The 17,510-nt window shown below is 57.4% G+C and carries 17 protein-coding genes; 9 read left to right on the top strand and 8 right to left on the bottom strand.

All coding sequences use genetic code 11. The features are described from left to right. The first annotated feature begins 244 nt into the window (after window positions 1–244). A complete protein-coding gene (locus C7534_RS31175) occupies window positions 245–1,198 on the top strand; it encodes an alpha/beta hydrolase (RefSeq protein ID WP_109788147.1) in 954 nt (317 codons plus the stop codon). Here C7534_RS31175 and C7534_RS31170 read toward each other — a convergent pair. Beyond that, entirely contained in the window at window positions 1,170–2,984 is a 1,815-nt protein-coding gene (locus C7534_RS31170; RefSeq protein WP_109788146.1) for an ABC transporter ATP-binding protein, read from the bottom strand. The genes C7534_RS31175 and C7534_RS31170 overlap by 29 nt on opposite strands. A gap of 155 nt (window positions 2,985–3,139) precedes the next feature. Between C7534_RS31170 and C7534_RS31165 the strand changes: the two genes are divergently transcribed. Next, entirely contained in the window at window positions 3,140–3,718 is a 579-nt protein-coding gene (locus C7534_RS31165; RefSeq protein WP_109788145.1) for a DUF6932 family protein, read from the top strand. Next, complete coding sequence (locus C7534_RS31160) at window positions 3,711–4,619, top strand: hypothetical protein (protein ID WP_109788144.1); 909 nt, start codon at window positions 3,711–3,713, stop codon at window positions 4,617–4,619. The genes C7534_RS31165 and C7534_RS31160 overlap by 8 nt, the downstream gene beginning before the upstream one ends. Before the next feature lie 34 nt (window positions 4,620–4,653). Here C7534_RS31160 and C7534_RS31155 read toward each other — a convergent pair whose 3' ends face one another. After that, on the bottom strand, window positions 4,654–5,670 hold the full coding sequence (locus C7534_RS31155) for an AraC family transcriptional regulator (protein WP_109788143.1): 1,017 nt from the start codon (window positions 5,668–5,670) through the stop codon (window positions 4,654–4,656). A gap of 167 nt (window positions 5,671–5,837) precedes the next feature. Here C7534_RS31155 and C7534_RS31150 point away from each other — a divergent pair, with 167 nt between their 5' ends. The 4 genes from C7534_RS31150 to C7534_RS31135 all read left to right on the top strand — a co-directional run bounded on the left by C7534_RS31150 (window position 5,838) and on the right by C7534_RS31135 (window position 8,419). Beyond that, on the top strand, window positions 5,838–6,689 hold the full coding sequence (locus tag C7534_RS31150) for a 3-hydroxybutyryl-CoA dehydrogenase (protein ID WP_077430407.1): 852 nt from the start codon (window positions 5,838–5,840) through the stop codon (window positions 6,687–6,689). Further along, window positions 6,676–7,278: a TetR/AcrR family transcriptional regulator gene (locus C7534_RS31145; RefSeq protein ID WP_077430408.1), complete on the top strand. Its 603-nt coding sequence runs from the start codon at window positions 6,676–6,678 to the stop codon at window positions 7,276–7,278. The genes C7534_RS31150 and C7534_RS31145 overlap by 14 nt, the downstream gene beginning before the upstream one ends. Before the next feature lie 183 nt (window positions 7,279–7,461). Then, complete coding sequence (locus C7534_RS31140; RefSeq protein ID WP_046028011.1) at window positions 7,462–7,875, top strand: VOC family protein; 414 nt, start codon at window positions 7,462–7,464, stop codon at window positions 7,873–7,875. Between the two features lie 115 nt (window positions 7,876–7,990). After that, the gene (locus tag C7534_RS31135) at window positions 7,991–8,419 is read left to right on the top strand and encodes a hypothetical protein (RefSeq protein WP_046028012.1); all 429 of its coding nucleotides are present in this window, start codon (window positions 7,991–7,993) and stop codon (window positions 8,417–8,419) included. 21 nt (window positions 8,420–8,440) lie between these two features. On the opposite strand, the gene C7534_RS31130 is transcribed toward C7534_RS31135, so the two are convergent. The 6 genes from C7534_RS31130 to C7534_RS31105 form a co-directional block, all read right to left on the bottom strand. Continuing rightward, on the bottom strand, window positions 8,441–9,667 hold the full coding sequence (locus C7534_RS31130; RefSeq protein ID WP_109788148.1) for an RtcB family protein: 1,227 nt from the start codon (window positions 9,665–9,667) through the stop codon (window positions 8,441–8,443). A 16-nt stretch (window positions 9,668–9,683) separates the two neighbouring features. Beyond that, the gene (locus tag C7534_RS31125; protein ID WP_109788142.1) at window positions 9,684–10,703 is read right to left on the bottom strand and encodes an ABC transporter substrate-binding protein; all 1,020 of its coding nucleotides are present in this window, start codon (window positions 10,701–10,703) and stop codon (window positions 9,684–9,686) included. Between the two features lie 116 nt (window positions 10,704–10,819). Further along, entirely contained in the window at window positions 10,820–11,035 is a 216-nt protein-coding gene (locus tag C7534_RS31120; protein ID WP_046028014.1) for a TOBE domain-containing protein, read from the bottom strand. Window positions 11,036–11,170: 135 nt separating this feature from the next. Continuing rightward, complete coding sequence (locus C7534_RS31115; RefSeq protein ID WP_077430410.1) at window positions 11,171–12,073, bottom strand: SH3 domain-containing protein; 903 nt, start codon at window positions 12,071–12,073, stop codon at window positions 11,171–11,173. A gap of 45 nt (window positions 12,074–12,118) precedes the next feature. Beyond that, window positions 12,119–13,561 carry an MBL fold metallo-hydrolase gene (locus tag C7534_RS31110; protein WP_109788141.1) on the bottom strand — a complete coding sequence of 481 codons (1,443 nt, stop codon included), beginning with the start codon at window positions 13,559–13,561 and terminating at the stop codon, window positions 12,119–12,121. A gap of 4 nt (window positions 13,562–13,565) precedes the next feature. Next, window positions 13,566–15,518 carry a hypothetical protein gene (locus C7534_RS31105; protein WP_109788140.1) on the bottom strand — a complete coding sequence of 651 codons (1,953 nt, stop codon included), beginning with the start codon at window positions 15,516–15,518 and terminating at the stop codon, window positions 13,566–13,568. Window positions 15,519–15,877: 359 nt separating this feature from the next. Between C7534_RS31105 and C7534_RS31100 the strand changes: the two genes are divergently transcribed. Both C7534_RS31100 and C7534_RS33040 read left to right on the top strand, forming a co-directional pair. Then, complete coding sequence (locus C7534_RS31100) at window positions 15,878–16,981, top strand: hypothetical protein (protein WP_109788139.1); 1,104 nt, start codon at window positions 15,878–15,880, stop codon at window positions 16,979–16,981. Between the two features lie 234 nt (window positions 16,982–17,215). After that, window positions 17,216–17,422: a hypothetical protein gene (locus C7534_RS33040; RefSeq protein ID WP_109788138.1), complete on the top strand. Its 207-nt coding sequence runs from the start codon at window positions 17,216–17,218 to the stop codon at window positions 17,420–17,422. Window positions 17,423–17,510: the final 88 nt, after the last annotated feature.

The following is a 17,510-nucleotide window of genomic DNA, read 5'->3' as shown; positions in this document are numbered from 1 at the left end:
ATAGCTACGTTGTTCATGGCAATGATCTCCGATGAGCCCCCTGTGAAAGCTTAGTGGGCGATCACAGGGGGCAGCGGGGGTAGCCATTTCATTAGTGGTTTTGTGAACACTGTAGGAGCCGGGCTTGCCCCGCGTTGTGGCGCTATAATTCACCACCCAGTTTCCTACGACCGTCGAAATTGTTCCCACCCCCGGCATGCATCTGTTAAAAACCGTCCTTTCCTGCCCACTTTCCGGACGCCGCATGTTGTCGAGTTTGATGAATCGCTTTCGCCGACGCTGGCTGCCGCTGCTGTGCATGGCCCTAGTGATCGTTGGCCTGCCAGTGAGTTGCGGCGTGCTCAAGTACAAAGAGCGCGAGCTGTTGTTTCGCATCGAACCGGGCACGGCAGGCTGGTATCGCGGCTTGCCGAGCGATGTCCAGGAGTTCGACATCAAACCCGCCAGTTTCAAGGCCGGGCAAAACCTGCATGCGTGGTGGTGGCCGGCCGCACGCCGTGATGCACCGTCGATCCTCTACCTGCACGGAGTGCGCTGGAACCTTACGGGCCAGGCGTTCCGCATCGAGCAATTGCGCGCCATGGGCTATTCAGTGCTGGCCATCGATTACCGTGGATTTGGCCAGAGCAAAGGTGATTTACCGTCGGAAGCCAGTGTCTACGAAGACGCCCGCGTTGCCTGGGAGCGTTTCACCCAGATGCAACCAGACGCCAATAAGCGCCTGATCTACGGCCACTCCCTGGGCGGCGCAGTGGCCATAGACCTCGCGGCAGACCTGGCCGCACAAGCAAAAAAACAACACGCCGAGGTGCCGGTGCGCGGCCTGGTGATCGAGTCCACGTTCACTTCGCTGGGCGATGCCGTGGCCCAAGTGGCCGACAGCAACCTGCCGGTGAACTGGCTGCCGGTGCGTTGGCTGGTGTCGCAGAAATTCGATTCCATCGACAAGATTGTCGACATCAACATGCCGCTGCTGGTGGTCCATGGCCTGGCCGATGCGTTCATGCCGTCGCGCTTCAGCCAGCAATTGTTCAACGCCGCCAATGAACCCAAGCGCCTGCTGCTGGTACCCGGCGGGACGCACAACAACAGCATGAGTCTGGGCGGTACGCTGTATCGCCAGGCCATCGAGCGCTTGATGAAAACCAAACCAACGCAAGTGGCCGGGCCTAGCGGTAACCCCGGGCTTGCAGGTTGAATAGCTGCGCGTAGCGCCCACCGGCGTTCACCAGCGTGTCGTGATCGCCACGTTCGAGGATGGTCCCCTGGTCCAGCACGATGATGTGATCGGCGTTACGCACGCTGGAAAACCGGTGGGAAATCAGCAACGTCATCCGGTCTTCGGTGTGCTCGCTGAAATGCTCGAACACCGCCGCTTCCGCTGCCGGGTCGAGGGCTGATGTCGGCTCGTCGAGTATCAGGATGTCGGCGTCGCGACGCATGTAGGCGCGCGATAGCGCGATCTTTTGCCACTGCCCGCCGGACAGCTCCTGCCCACCGGCAAACCAGCGTCCCAACTGCGTGGCATACCCTCGATCCAGACGCTCGATGAACGGCGCGGCCATGCCCTGCGCCGCTGCGTCTTGCCAGCGCTGTTCATCGTTGAACGCCAGCGTGTCGCCGACGCCGATGTTTTCGCCGACCGAGAATTGGTAGCGGATGTAATCCTGAAAAATCACCCCGATGCGCTGGCGCAGCGCGTCCTCTTTCCATGCCTGCAAGTCGCTGCCGTCGAGCAGGATTCGGCCCTGATCGGGCCGATACAGGCGGGTCAGCAATTTGATCAGCGTAGTCTTGCCCGACCCGTTCTCCCCCACCAGCGCCAGACTGCGCCCAGGAACCAGGTGCAGGTCGATGCCTTCCAGCGCCGCACGACTCGCCCCCGGATAACGGAAGCCGACGCTCTCGAAACGCAGACCATCGCCGGGCACGGCGCCCTCGGTGAGATACCCGGAATCGGCAACCACCGGTTCGGCCTGGTATTCATAAAGGCTGGACAGGTACAGACCGTCTTCATACAGACCGCTGATGGCGCTCAAACTGCTGCTGACCGCGGTTTGCCCCTGTTTGAACAACACCAGGTACATGGTCATTTGCCCCAGGCTGATGTTGCCGTGAACGGCATCGACCACCACCCACGCATAGGCCAGGTAAAACGCCGCTGTACCGAGCAGGCCGAGGACAAATCCCCAGCTATCACGACGCAACGTCAAGCGACGGTCTTCGGCGTAGAGACGGGCAAACGTGTCGCGGTAACGCTGCAACAACAGCGGCGCGAAGCCGAACAGTTTGACCTCTTTGATATAGCCCTCGTGGGAGAGCAGCGTCTCAATGTAAGTCTGCTGCCGACTCTCGGGCGCCCGACGCGTGAACAGCCGAAAAGCATCCCCGGAAAAATGCGCTTCGGCGAAGAACACCGGTAATGCACCCACCACCAACAGCACCAGCGCCCACGGTGAAAAGTGCACCAGCAACACGCCAAAGCTGATCAGCACAATCAGGTTCTGGATCAGCCCCAACGACTTCATCACCAGCGCCAGCGGCCGCGTCGAAGCCTCGCGCCGCACCCGTACCAGCTTGTCGTAAAACTCGGAGTTCTCGAACTGCACCAACGACAACGTCTGGGCTTTCTCCAGAATCATCGTGTTGACCTTCTGCCCCAACTGCACGCGTAACAGCGACTGCTGAACCGACAATGCCCGTTGAGTCGCCGACAACAACGCCAACACCCCCGCCTCCATCAGTACATAACGCACCACCGGCCATAACGGCGCACTGCCCTGCTGCGCATGCAACTGCATCGCGTGGACCACCGCATCGACAATGCGCTGCCCCAGCCATGCGGCCAGCGCCGGGAGTACGCCGGCGATCAGGGTGGCGAGGACCAGGCCCAGGAATAGACCGCGAGAGGTGCCCCAGACCAGCAGCAGAGCGCGTCGGGCCTGGTCGAGTAAGGTGGTGAGGCGGTTAAGTGCCGCAGGCATTAGGGCGGGCTCGCAGAGGGCAAACAGGCTGCCATGGTACTTCAGCCGAGCAATGAGCCCGGCACGAATCTACTGTAACGTTTGTTTTCTTGACCCGAACACACACCAGGACGAGGATCTAGCGGTTTTCAGATCACTGAGCAAGGAAGCCAGCATTGATACCTGAATGGAACCCGGAGGGACTACTCCCGCCCATCAATGAACTTAACCCCGCCGGCATGGACAGGTCTCCCTACGAGATTGATCTGCTGGCCTTCATAGAGCGCTTCGCAATCAGTAAGGATCGATGTCAAATTCTGGATGGCTATCTCTCGCACCGCGCTGAGCTGCACCGGATGGGCATGGAGCAAGGGTTCCAATGGTTGAATGGTAGTTTTGCAGAGCACATCGAGCTGACTGATCAGCGCGCTCCCAGGGACATCGATGTCGTCACCTTCACGTTTGCAGGTGACGAGTTCTATGATGCTCTACAACCCGGTCAACTAAGATTGTTAGGGGCAACACGCGAGGCTCAGTCGTTCTTGAAACAGCAGTACAAAGTTGATTTTTACATCCAATCACTCCGTGATGCCCCTGAGCGTCTGGTAGAAATGACATCGTACTGGTACAGCATGTGGGCCCATCGAAGGTCTAAACAATGGAAAGGATTTCTTCGGGTTGATCTTGCCCCTCGGGAAGATCGTGCGGCATCGGTAATGCTGACAGCTCGAAAACTGGAGTTTGAGCATGAATAGGAACGAATACCTGCACCTATCGGCAGAGCTTCTTTTCCTGGAGAAGCAGCTAGCCAAACCTGGTCTCAGCAAATTATCGACTATGTCCATTCACTCGCGAATTGCAGAAGCAAAATCATCTCTCGAGGCAAATAGTCAGCACACGCACCAACCGGCGAAGGTCATCATTACGTATCGTGGAGCACCTGTTTTGGGTGCACATGGTGTTCTGGCCGAATTTGGCACGGCAGCTACACAAGCGTTCAGCGAAGCAATCGCCACCATTGCAGCGTCAATTTCCGGCACGCTTGCCGACAAAGGTCCGCTTCCAAACCGGTCGAACAATCAGTTACTCATTACGGGAACGGCGCTAGGCTCCTTTGGTTTCGAATTGGAGGAAGTGCCGGCTTCGACACCACTGGAAATGGAGGCTGCCACTTCGGTTTCACAAGCCATCGACCTGATGACAGAGTTACTCGAAGCGACGACCAAAAGTGATGAAGAGCTTTCCGAACCGGTGTCAAGATTGGCCGATAGAGCCCTGTCGAGCGTCGCGGATTTTTTGGGAAAACTGTCCAGCTACGATGCTTGCTGTTCGCTGACGACGCTCACCAGGCAATTTCAGTTCGTCGACAGTGAACAGGTCCGCCAAAGCAAAGCTCGATTAAGTCTGGATAACATCAAGGAAACAACTGAGACGTTCACCGGAGAATTTATTGGGGCGCTCCCGGGCAAGCGGGCATTCGAATTCAGAACCGCCGATGGTTTGGTTATTTACGGAGGCATTCCAAGACAGATCCCTGATCCCGGCGCGGTGAATCTAAACCTTTATAAGACGTACGACATCAGGTTGAGTGCCAGGCGAATCGGTTCCAGCAAACCACGCTATATTCTTCAGCGCTTTCCTTGGGCTGACTCATAGCCAGGCAACCCTCCTCTCTAAGCAAGATGGCTGATCAGTCCAGTGCCACCTGAAACCGCGCCCGATACCGCCCCGGACTCTCCCCCGTCCATTTCTTGAACGCCCGATGGAACGCGCTCGGTTCCTGAAAGCCCAGCTGTTCGGCGATGTCGCTGATGCTCGCGCGGCTCTCACGCAACTGCTCGAAGGCAACGCCACGGCGCACTTCATCCTTGATCTCTTGATACGAGCACCCTTCGCGCTCCAGTTTGCGGCGAAAGGTGCTGGGGCTCAGGTGTTGTTCGAGGGCGAAGGCCTGCAAGGTCGGCCATTGGCTGTAATGGCTGTTGCGCAGGCGCTGGTGGACTTGCGAGGCAAGGCCATGCTGGTTGCGGAAACGGATCACCAGCCATTGCGGGGCCGTGCGCAGAAAGACTTTGAGTGAAGCCAGGTCCTGCACCACCGGCAGGCGCAGGTAGTGGCTGGCGAATTCGATTTCGGTGCGCTCGGCGCCGAAGGTCAGGTTGGGGCCCCACAATAAACGGTCGTCGCTGAGGGACACGCGCTCGTGACGAAAGTCCGCGCGGTCGATGGGGATGCGCCGCCCGCCCAGCCAGCACAACAGGCTGATCATCAGCACCAGGAACGTCTCTTCGCCAAAACGGCTGACGTCGTCGTTTTGCGCGTGGGTGTCGAGGCTGATGATCGCGCGCTTGCCGCGCACGGTCAGCGTGCCACGAAAGTCGCGCAGGAACAGGGCGAAATTGGCCAGGCACTGGCGCATGGCTTTGTGCAGGTCGGGTTCCTGAATCAAGGCGCGACAGATCAAGGCGAAACTGCCCGGCGGCATGCCATGGGAGTCGAGGCGGAAAAACTCGTCGTCCAACTCACGGATCTGAATCAGCCACAGCGCGGCAAACGCGCTGGCCGGCACCCGCGCCGTAGGCTGATCCATCAACGCCGGGTCGATACCGGCCTGTTCCAACGCTGCGTTCAGGCGCTGTGGATGCTGCGCCAGCGCATGGATCATTGCCTGCACGAAATAAACCGCGACCGAGTCCTTTTCCCGCATGTGAACGTTTCGCTCCCTATCACTTGAAATGGCAAAAAACACCAGCACCGTTGAACAGTTGCGGCATAGGACAACCGACCTGCCGGTTCTAGACTCGCGGCCAATAGTACGCCTTCGACCGTAGCAACGGCCAAGGTATCGCAAGGTTTGACCGTAAGGACGGGAACATGAATCTGCAAAACATTGGGGTGATCGGCGCGGGCACCATGGGCAACGGGATTGCGCAGGTCTGTGCGCTGGCCGGTTTCAACGTGACCCTGATCGATATCTCCGAGAGTGCCCTGCAAAAGGCCCTGGCGACCGTCGGCAAAAACCTTGATCGTCAGGTCGCCAAGGAAACGCTGAGCCAGGAGCAGAAACTCGCCGCCCTCGACAAGATTCGCACCAGCACCGATTACGCCAGCCTGCAGAACGCGCAACTGGTGATCGAAGCGGCCACCGAAAACCTCGACTTGAAATTGCGCGTGCTGCAACAAATTGCCGCGCAGGTCAGTGCCGAGTGCGTGATTGCCTCCAACACGTCGTCGCTGTCGATTACTCAACTGGCCGCCAGCGTCAGCCAACCTGAGCGCTTCATCGGCCTGCATTTCTTCAACCCGGTGCCGGTGATGGGCCTGATTGAAGTGATTCGCGGCCTGCAAACCAGCGATGCCACGCATGCGCTGGCCCTGGACATGGCGACCACCCTGGGCAAAACCGCGATCACCGCCGGCAACCGCCCGGGTTTCGTGGTTAACCGGATTCTGGTGCCGATGATCAACGAAGCCGTTCTGGTGCTTCAGGAAGGCCTGGCCAGTGCCGAGGATATCGACGCCGGCATGCGCCTGGGCTGCAACCAGCCAATCGGCCCGCTGGCCCTGGCGGACCTGATCGGTCTGGATACGCTGCTGGCCATCATGGAAGCCTTCTACGACGGCTTTAACGACAGCAAATACCGCCCTGCTCCGTTGCTCAAGGAAATGGTTGCCGCCGGCTATCTGGGGCGCAAGACAGGACGTGGCTTCCATGCCTATGCCTGAGCGTTGCTCGCGCTTTGCCGAATACCGGGACACCGTGCTGGAGTTGTTCGCCAGCAAGGGTTTCGGTCAGGTCGGCATGCGTGAGCTGGCGACGTGCCTGGGGCTCTCCCCGGGCTCGTTGTACCACCATTACCCGAGCAAGCAGCACTTGCTGCTCGACTTGATCGAAGAGTTCTACGAAGAGCTGCTGTCGACCCTGGACCGCCTCGATCAAAAGGGCTCGGCGAAACGCGACAAGCTGCAGCTGCTGATCCGCGCGCATTTGAATTTGCACCGGGAAATGCCCTGGCATTTTCGCCTGGCGGAACGAGACAGCGGTTGCCTCAATGACGAGCAACAGGCGCGAGTCCGGCAATTGCGCGAACAATACGAACATCGGTTGCTGCTGATGCTCGGCAGCAAAACCCGGGTCGGCGAACAGGCGCAACGTGCCACAGCGCACGCCATCGCCAACTTGCTCAACAGTGCCCCCGGTTGGCTGATGCAACATCCGCTGAATGACCATGAGCGCGATGAAATGCTGGAAAACCTGGTGAGCGGCGCCATCGAACGCTTGCTGCGGCCTTCGGCGCCACGCGCAGTGGCCTGAAAACCTGACGCAATGTCTGGTCGCGCATACCCGAAGCCATAAAACGCCGCGTTTCAATAGAAAAAACGTCTAAACGAATTTTGCCAAACCCGCCCTCTAACGCTTTGCTGTTTGTGTTCAATCACTGCGGGGCCGGCACTGAGTCCGCCACCCTCCGCCTCCTTCCGTGACCGGGAGTAAAACATGAAAATCAATCCTTACCTGATCTTCAATGGCAACTGCAAAGCAGCCTTCACTTTCTATGCGCAAAGCCTGCCCGGCGAAATCGAAGCCATGTTGACGTTCGGTGAAACACCGGCCGGCGAACACGTGCCGACAGACCTCCACGACCTGATCCTTCACACCCGCCTGGTGGTTGGCGATCAGGCGATCATGGGCTCGGACACCACCCCGGACCGGCCCACGGAGGACATGAGCGGGTGTTCCATCTCATTGAATGTCGACAGCATCGCTGAAGCGGAACGCGTCTTCGCTGCCTTGTCGGAAGACGGCAACGTGCAGATGCCGCTGGAAAAGACATTCTGGGCGGCGCGTTTCGGCATGCTGGTGGATCGCTTCGGTGTGTCGTGGATGGTCAATTGCGAGAAAGACCAGTGAGACGACAAGGCATCAGAAAGCGCGGCCGGTAGCGGTTGGGCTTTCTGGCATCTCCCGGACCGTCTGCTACCGTCAACTAGCCACGTGGCAACGGATTGTTCGGAGGAAAGCCGCTATGCCTGCCCCAGTCACCCCCTGGTCCACCCGCTGCAAAATGACGTTGCTGGCGGGCGGCCTTGTCGGCGCCCTGCTGGCGCTCAACGGTTGCGCCACGATTGATGCCCAAACCACCGCGTATGTCGGTGTGGAACATCCCGCGCCGACACTGGCCGCCGAAGTGGTGGTGCTGCGTGCTGCGCCCGCTCGCCCGTTTGTTCGATTGGGTGAAGTATTGATCGACGCCAGCATCGACCCTGCCCCGCCGATTACCCAAGTCGAAGAAAAACTGAAAGAAGAAACCGCCAAGCTCGGCGGTGATGCCGTGGTGGTGGTTTATGACCAGATCGGAACCGTCGGCGCTTATGTCAGCGGGCCGCTGTGGAGCCGCGACATTGAAACGATTCAGGGACGCAAACTCAAAGGCATCGTGATCAAGTACAAGTGATCTGGCGATCAGTCGAAGTGCTCAGCCCTTGACGCAGACCACCTGACGCAAGGTGTGCAGCACTTCGACCAGTTCGCGCTGGGCATGCATCACGTCGTCGATGTTCTTGTAGGCCATCGGAATCTCATCGATGACCGCAGCATCCTTGCGGCATTCCACGTGGGCGGTGGCGCGAATCTGATCGTCGACGGTGAACCGGTTTTTCGCCTGGGTGCGGCTCATGGTGCGGCCGGCACCGTGGCTGCAGGAACAGAATGATTGCTCGTTGCCGAGGCCGCGAACGATGAAGCTTTTCGCGCCCATCGACCCGGGAATAATCCCCAGCTCGCCCTTCTTCGCCGACACCGCCCCTTTGCGGGTCACCAGGATGTCCTCGCCGAAGTGCCGCTCTTTTTGCACGTAGTTGTGGTGACAGTTCACCGCTTCCAGCGCAGCCTCGAAAGGTTTTTTGATCACTTGCCGGGTCACCTGGATCACCGCGTGCATCATCAACGCGCGATTTTGCCTGGCGAAATCCTGTGCCCAGCCTACCGCTTCGACGTAGTCGTTGAAGTGCCGGCTGCCTTCCTTGAAGTACGCCAGGTCGCGGTCCGGCAGGTTGGCGAGGTGCTCGCGCATATCCGCCTGGGCCAGTTGAATGAACAGGTTGCCAATGGCGTTGCCGACACCTCGGGAACCACTGTGCAACATGAACCAGACGCGGTCGGTTTCATCCAGGCACACCTCGATGAAGTGATTGCCGCTGCCCAATGTGCCCAAATGCCCACGGTTGTTGGTCTGGGCGAGCTTCGGGTACTTGTCGGTGATCGCCTTGAAGCGCGAGGCCAGTGCTGACCACGCCTGATCGGCCTGTTTCGGCACGTTGTCCCAGGCGCCTTTGTCGCGAGCGCCACGGCCACCGGTGCGGCCATGGGGCACCGCTTTCTCGATGGCGCAACGCAAACCATGCAGGTTGTCGGGTAAATCCCTGGCGGTCAGCGTCGTGCACGCGGCGATCATGCCGCAACCGATGTCCACACCGACCGCGGCCGGAATGATCGCGCCTTGAGTTGGAATGACGCTGCCGATGGTCGAGCCTTTGCCCAAATGCACGTCAGGCATGACCGCCAGATGCTTGAAGATGAACGGCATCCTGGCGGTGTTGATCAGTTGCTGTTTGGCGGCGTCTTCAACCGGGACGCCTTCGGTCCAGAGCTTGATCGGTTTGCCGTGGGCGACGTCCAGCCGTTGGTAGGTCTGTTCTTGCATGATGTCCGGTTTGCTCTCAACTGCCTGCACCGCCATGTGCTTCCTCGAAGAAGTAGTCTTTCCAGCTATCAGCCTTGTTTTTCAGCACACCCAACGCCTGCAGTTTCTCGGCGTAGATATAGGTTCGCTGTGGCACCACGGTAAAGTCGATTTCCGGATCGGCGACGATTTTCTCAACCAATGGCAAGGATAGTTTCGATTGCTCCACGCGGATATAGGTCTGCGCGGCTGCGGGCTTGTCAGCCTTGATAATCTGTTCGGCCTCGGCCAGTGCGGCGTAAAACGCCTTGTAGGTTTTCGGGTTCTCGTCGTGGAATTTTTCAGTGGTGTACAGCACGTTAAACGTGGCCTGGCCACCCAATATGTCGTAGGAACTCAGCACTTTGTGCACGTTGGGGCTCTGCAATTCCTGGTACTGGAACGGCGGGCTGGAAAAATGCGCGTTGATTTCCGAACCGCCGGCGATCAGCGCCGCTGTCGCGTCCGGGTGGGCCAGGCTGATCGAAATGTCGTCAAATTTTTTGAAGTTGTCCGCGCCAAACTGTCTGGCCGTTTCAATCTGCAGGGTGCGCGACTGGAAACCGACACCCGCTGCCGGTACGGCGATGCGATCCTTTTCAGTGAAGTCTTCGAGCGTTTTAACCTGCGGATTATTGGTCAGCAGGTAGTTGGGCATCGACCCCAGCGAAGCGATCGCCTTGACGTTTTGTTTGCCCTTGGTCCGATCCCAGATCGTCAGCATCGGCGGGACACCCGCAGACACCACATCCAGCGCGCCAGCCAGCAGCGCCTCGTTCATCGCGGTGGCCCCGGAAATACTGCTCCAGTCGACCTTGATGTCGAGACCCTGCTCCTTGCCCTGTTTCTCGATGAGTTGCTGGTCACGGACCACATCCAGAATCAGGTAACCGATACCAAATTGCTGGGCAATGCTGATGGTGCCTTCGGCCTGAACAACGGGGCTGAGTAACGCACTCATCGCCGCCACGGAAGTGGCCAATAAGGTCAACGTGGAGCGCTTGAAAAGTGTCGTCATGAAAACCTCGGGGTGACGGAAACGCCAATGCCGATAAGTTAAGGAATGACGCAATCCGTAGCAGCTGGCGAAGCCTGCTGCTACGAAGTGCGTGATGGCTGAACTGGCTGACGAATTCAGAGCTTGGCGATCGAGACCTCGGTGGATTTAACGAAGGCAATCACTTCGCTGCCCACTTGCAATTCAAGATCGCGCACCGAGCGTGTCGTAATCACTGAGGTGACGATTCCGGAGGCGGTTTGCACGTCTATTTCGGACACCACTTCGCCTTGTACGATTTCCTTGATGACGCCTTTGAACTGGTTGCGGACGTTGATCGCTTTGATGGTCATGTTGAGGCTTCCTGTCTGATGTCGGGCACCTGCGTACGAAGGTGCAGGCCCTCAAAGTGCACCACCCGCACAAACAACAAAAGGAATAAATAATTATCTATTTATTCCTTTTTTGCATATCAATACTGAAAACGCTCAGGGATGAATCCAGAATGAAAAGCGCCTGAATTTGCTGGCCGTCCACCAGACCACCCCGCCATAGCTGAAATTGTTGCTGCCTGCCTGACTCTGCAAAGGGGTCACCACCACGCCGTTTTTTCTCTGCGCGCGATGATCATCCGTTTCTGGAACGACCGCACAGATATGGCCCGATTGGTTCAAGTCAACTCGCTGACCTGAAATGAAACAGACACTTCCAGCGTTTGCAGCTTCTTGAACCTCATTGATATCGAATGATCGCGTCCAGCCAAAATCACTGCCGAACTCCTCAAACCAATTGTTCAAGCTGTTTGCACTTAACTCGCTCACAGTCTTTTCGTACTGCACCGCGACAGGATTGCCTTTGGCGAGTTCGGCAATGGCTTTGCGGGTCCACCAGACACGAGGCAGATAAACCCCGGCAAGGCAGCAAAAGTCGTAAGCGTAGATATTGCAGTAAGTTTCACTTTTTGACTTCGTATAGCGCGGGTTACTGGCCACCCCCAACCACTCGATGATGCGATGCAAGTCCCGGACTTTTTCCGTTGCACTGCCCTGCGCACGAGATGGCATACCGTTTTCGTTCAAGGGGAACGCCCGCCCCTCGGCTGCTGAGCGCAGTATTGGGTGTTTGGGTGTCAGGTGAGCAGGACTGATAGATGTAGCGGCAGGGAGATTGTCGGGGGCGCCTTCGGGCGCAAGGTATTGACTGTTTACATACCCCGTAACCGACACACCATTGAGCATCGTGCTGACCTGCCACCAGTCAGTTTGGGTACTGTGCACTCCCAGCTTCTCGACCTTTTGCCCTTGGGGCAAAGTAGCCAGTCGATTTTTCGGTGCAACACTCGGTTCGCTGCGTAAGTTGAGGGTACTGGCCGTCACTGTATACGAAGACATCGCTACCTCCTGTACCTGTTGGTCATTGGTCGGGGTGAGGTGAATTCAGTACGGGATCAATAACTCCACCCACAACTCATCGGGCGCATAACTTAACGTGACCGGGTTAGCCGGATCCGTCGGTGAGTTGGCGAAGGCCTTGATTTCGCTTGCAGGGTTTCCATCCCCGGAAACGATCCGCTGTCTGGTACGTTGCTGCAAGGCACTCAGGAGATCCGGGTAAGGCATATTCCAGTCATTGCCTTTCGCCACATCGGCGACCACCGGGATCATCGCCACCAACCTGGAATCATTCATCTTTTCCAATCCTGCGGCACGAGCAGTGGCGTTATGGCTGCAATGGTGGCCGACTTTGTAAAGCGTGACCCGAGCGAGGATGTCGTCTCGGGTCAGCGGCAGAGGCTTCCCTGACATAGCGTCTTTGGGGTAAGTCTGGTCGCCCCAGGACAGCCAGTTGCCCACCTGGGCATCGCCCGGAAAGAGCAGGATCTGGCCGTCCGGCAACTCGAACGCCAGGACCAGACTGGTGTTGTTGGTGTCCGAATCCATTTTCAGGGCCAGGGTTTCCGCGCCGTCCAGCCATTCGTCCTCAATGCAGCGCCATTGGTCAACGCTGCCAAAATAGCGCTGCTCGACGCTGCTCGACTCTTCATCCCCCCCGCCATGGGTATCCGTTTCATCTGCGACCCTGGAGAAAGGTCGCTGATAAGGCGGCGCGAAGGGTGAGTCGACATTGTCCGGAACCTCGCCTTTGAGTCGCAGCGTGCGTTCCTCCAGCGCCATGGCCTCATCCAGGCTGGTCATGTACACCTCTTTCCCTGCCCCCTTGCTCGGCAAATCCTTGCGCAAGCGCTCTTCGGATCGCGGTGGCCCCATGACATACGCCTTGAGCGCGTCGATGGCGGCGGGTCGCACAACATCACCGGGTTCCAGGTACCGGGTCACTTTCGATCCGGCCTTGTCCTTGAGTTTCTCGATGGTTGTGCGCTTGTCTTTTTCTTTACTGGCCAGCGGGTCGATGAAGGCCGACAGGCCATGCACTGTCTGGATTCGTGCATCCTGGTGCAATGGGGTGCCACGCCCGCTAAGGCCGACGACACCCGCCAACGCCACTTTCGCCTTTTTGAATCGGGCGTGCAGTGCGACGGCCTGGGAATCATTCGAGTTCTCGGTCCAGGCCAGCCAGAGTTCACCGATGCGAAAATCATCACCAAAAAAGCGCGCTTGCTCATACAGGAAGCCGCTCGTGTGATCGTGATGCTCGTGGGTTACCACCACCAGGTCGAGCAAGCCGCCAGTGGTTTTTTGAAGGTCGTCGACAATACGCGTCATTGTCTGTTTGGCCCCCGTCACCCCTTGAAGCACACCGCAGTCGATCAAGATGTGGCGGGTGATCCCGGCGGCCAGATAGCGAAGCAGAAAGCAGTCGCCCAAAATCCCGCGGTACATGCGAATCGCCACCTTGCCCTGCAAATCTGCATTGGTCATGGCGTCAGACTCCACGGTGGGTCATGGCAAAGGGGTTATCGTCCGCGCGCGGTTCTCGATAAGTCATGGTCAGAGAGTCGTTGCCGGTTTGCAGGAAGCGCCTCTGGGCATCCAGACGTTCATCGTCATCGATGCGCTTGCGGATGACATAGCGCAGGGTGCCATCACGCAGGTCAATGATCAGTGTCGCGCCCCCTCGGAACGTGAAGTCATAGGAACGGCGATCATCCTTGCGCGGGGCTTGCTGGTCTTCCTTGAGTTGTTGCGCGCTGTCGAAGTAACCGCGACGGCGCTGGGTAATTTCCACGACCAGTTGCCGAAGGTCCTGCCCGTCCGGCCCGGCCCTGCGACAGGTGCGGACCGAATGCACCTCCACGGCAGGTTGAACACCATCCCATCCTACAAACAACGCCCCTTGCTTCTTGGTTGCGTCGGGATGGGCCATGAAGAAAATCCCCAAGACCTTCTCCCATTCAGCGTCATGGTCTGACTCTTCCATCAGCCAGTTCCACACCACTTGACGATTATGCTCGGACTGGAGAAATGCATTGCCCCGCAGGTACTGCGGCGTTAAATCAAGTGAGCCACCTGGCCAATTGGATTTGGGCGGTGCCTGAAAGGCCAGCAGGTCATCGGCGGTCAGGGAAAGCTCTTCTGTCTGATAACCCTTCAATGATTCCCAGAGCAAACTGTCCGGCGCCAGTGATAAGCATTTGTCCGGAAAAATGCCGCGTCGACGGAACGCCTGGATAACTGCCAGGCGATAGTGCATGCGGTCGTCCGGTACAAGGTCGTTATCAGCTGTGACAATGGCCCGCAGAAACTCGCCGAAGTGCACATCCACGGGTGGCAAATAGTCCAATGCACGAATGCACATCCTCAGGACATGATCGGCAGCCTTCACAGCTTCGCGGGTCAGGCGTGCGATCAATTCGGTCGACAGGTTGGCCGTCGATGCCTTGTCATGCCCTGCCAGCCGAAAAAGATCGGTCGTACGTTGCTCGTAAATGGTGATGAATGCGTCGAACACAGCGGCGACCAGTATCGCGCCGCGTTCATGGGGCTCGCTCAATTGTGCAAGCCGCGTAGGGTCAGGCAAGCCGTCCTTGCCCTTTTCGTCGATTGCATCGCGCAATGCCGAGTAGCGCCCCGACGCCTCGCCGAACTGACGGGCCAGGCCGCTCAACCAGGAACGCTCGGTCAGATCCCCACGGCGCGCGGCCAACTGACTGGACACCACTTCCGGCAACGTAAAATGCATCAACAGTGCAACGATGTCGGCGAAGGCTTCGTGAAACGCCAGGCTATCAACGCTGGTGGATTCGATGTAACGACGGTGCAAGCCATCCAGAATGGCGTGCGTGGTTTCATGCGCGACAATATCGTGGGACAACGCCGTGAATATCCAGCCACCCGGCAAGTTCACCCCGGCGTTGCTCAGTGATGCCTTGAAGTAACCGAACAACAACGCCTTTTTTGCCGGGCTGTAGTAGGCATTCGCTTCGCGTAAGGCGTGAGGATAAATACGTAACCGGCGGACATAGCCGTAGGTCAGCTTCTTTGTCCGCTTATCCTCGATAGCTCTGGGTGACCAGAACACTTTGCGCCCCAATGCCCGCTCGAACAATTTGATGGTTTTCATCGCAACGGCGAAGACCATTTGCTGATGGAAACGCGGGTCGCCCTCCGAAGGCGCGATGCCATCCTGGGCCAACACATGCGGGTCATTCAAGTTAACCGGTTTGTAGAACTGGCCGCTGGTAGGATCGACATCAATGACCTCCAGGTACTCGTTCACCGGCCCCGGCAAGATATCGGGTTCCCAACGCTGCTCCCATGGCAATTCGATGGTGGCGTGGTTGATCCGCACCGTGTCCATTTGAGTCGAGGCTTGTGGGTCGAATGCATACACCCGCAGTTTGCGCATGGCCGGTGGTGCGTAGTCGGACTTGTCCACCCTCGATCTCCTTGTCTGACTAACCGTATAAATTCAACAACGCGAGAAACTGCCAACTGGGAACAGAGCCATAACTCAATATAAGTGGCCGGGCTTCGGATCAGCCATTGGCAATTGACTACCAGTCAAGAGCGCTTAGTGATTGATGTCAAAGAAAGGCATATGAAATTTCGCTATGCGTTCTATTACCAGCAAATTATTGAAAAGCAAGTGATAAGTTACCTTTACACCGACGTTTATATCCCTGCGCATAATTTGCTAATTCACCACTTGCGATTATATTTTCATCAGCGTTCGCATGAACCGGGTTAGCGCTCGATGCTGCATGAGTCCCCCTCAACTAAGAAGGAGCAGTATCGATGTGGACCACCCACTTAACAGCAACGAACTTCAAGTATCACTGGCTGTCGGCAATCGTCTTGTCATTGCTCGCATGGCTGGCGATCGCCATGCCCGCAAAGGCTGAAGTCGCCCGCTTGTTTGTACAACCCGGCGCCACGATCATCGTGGCGCAAGGCAACGAAGAGATCAAAATTGAGGGCACAGCACCTGCAGGTGCACGGGTACTCACCACAGGCACACCCAGCAATTACTGGGTTCTGATCTATACCGCCGCGAACCCGCCTCCTTCAACAGGCGAAGTGCCCATCACTTTTAAGCAAGGCGAAACGTCAAAAACCAACCTGTTCGAAATTACCAATACTCCGACTGCGCAAGACCCCGCATTGATCGGCAAGACAACGCGGCTTCTTTTTGCAATGCTCATATTGGCAGTGATACTCGAATCGGCATTCGCCGTGGTGTTCAACTGGCGAGTCTTCCTGGAGTTCTTTGATGGACGCGGCGTTCGCACGGTCGTGATGTTTCTTGCTGCTTATCTCATCATTAAAAGTTTCAATATCGACTTCGTTGCCGACCTGATGAACATCTATATTTCGCAGGTAACATCCAGTTTTGAAACACGATTCCTGACGGCACTCGTACTTGCCGGTGGTAGTGCAAGCGTCAACTCACTGATGGTCGCCCTGAACTTGCGACAAAATCGCAAGGCTGAAAACATCGCGCCGAAGCCGCCAAAGACCAAGGCTTGGGTCGCCTTGAAAGTACACCGGAATCTTGCGGAAAGAATCGTGGAAATTACACAACAATCAACACCGGTGGTCGATGGCACCACGCCTCAACGATTAATGGGTGTGATTCGTCAACAAAACGTCTTGCAACGTCTCGCGAAGTACTTTTGGCGTGATGTCGAGCGCGTGCCGATGACTGCCGGCATAGAGGTTGATCCGGGTTTTGAATACACATTCATCATTCGCGGCGTAAACGAGCACGATGAAGTCATTTATTGCGATGCTTCCGGGGTGTTGCTGAAGAAAAAGGAAGAGAAAGAGGAGTACATCCCCACTCCCCGCTCCTATGTATTTGCCGCAGGTGCCATCGTTGATTTTGAGGTCACTCTTTGATGGTGCGAGACAGGGTAGTAAGGCCTCGTTTGCAGCCGCGTCGGGGCAAGTTACCGAGTGTTTACAACCATTCGTCGCATAGGGAAACCTGGCGCTCAACGCGCCAGAGTTCTGGCTTGGGGTTTGCAAAGGCCGATCTGGCATCCCAGAAACGACGTAATTCTGACGCAACGGCCATCCAATTAACGCTTAAGGACCCCAGCGAAACGCTTGGTGAGTCACCGGAGATTTAACGTGTCAACCCTCAGTGAAATCGCAGCGAACCACGCGAGAATGGCAAAAGCACAGGCAGTAGAGTCGATCGCGGTGAGTGAGCGGCACGTTCAAATTGTGGGGAGCTTCGAAGTCCCCTCCCTGGAAGAACAACCTCACATTCCAATGCACTTGATGGCTGGCGCTCAGGACAATCATCTCGGACAGGCACCTGGTTACTCGCTCTGACAGTGATTGTTTGGCGAGGAGTGGCACCAACCGGTTGGTGACCACTCCGCGCGCCCTCACCTTTGCCTGCCACTGCCCAGGGAGTCGG

Origin of the sequence: Pseudomonas sp. OV226, assembly GCF_003148705.1 — a bacterium.
Lineage (GTDB): Bacteria > Pseudomonadota > Gammaproteobacteria > Pseudomonadales > Pseudomonadaceae > Aquipseudomonas.
The sequence above is the reverse complement of the archived record's forward strand: the minus strand, read 5'-3'. Positions and strand labels throughout refer to the sequence as shown.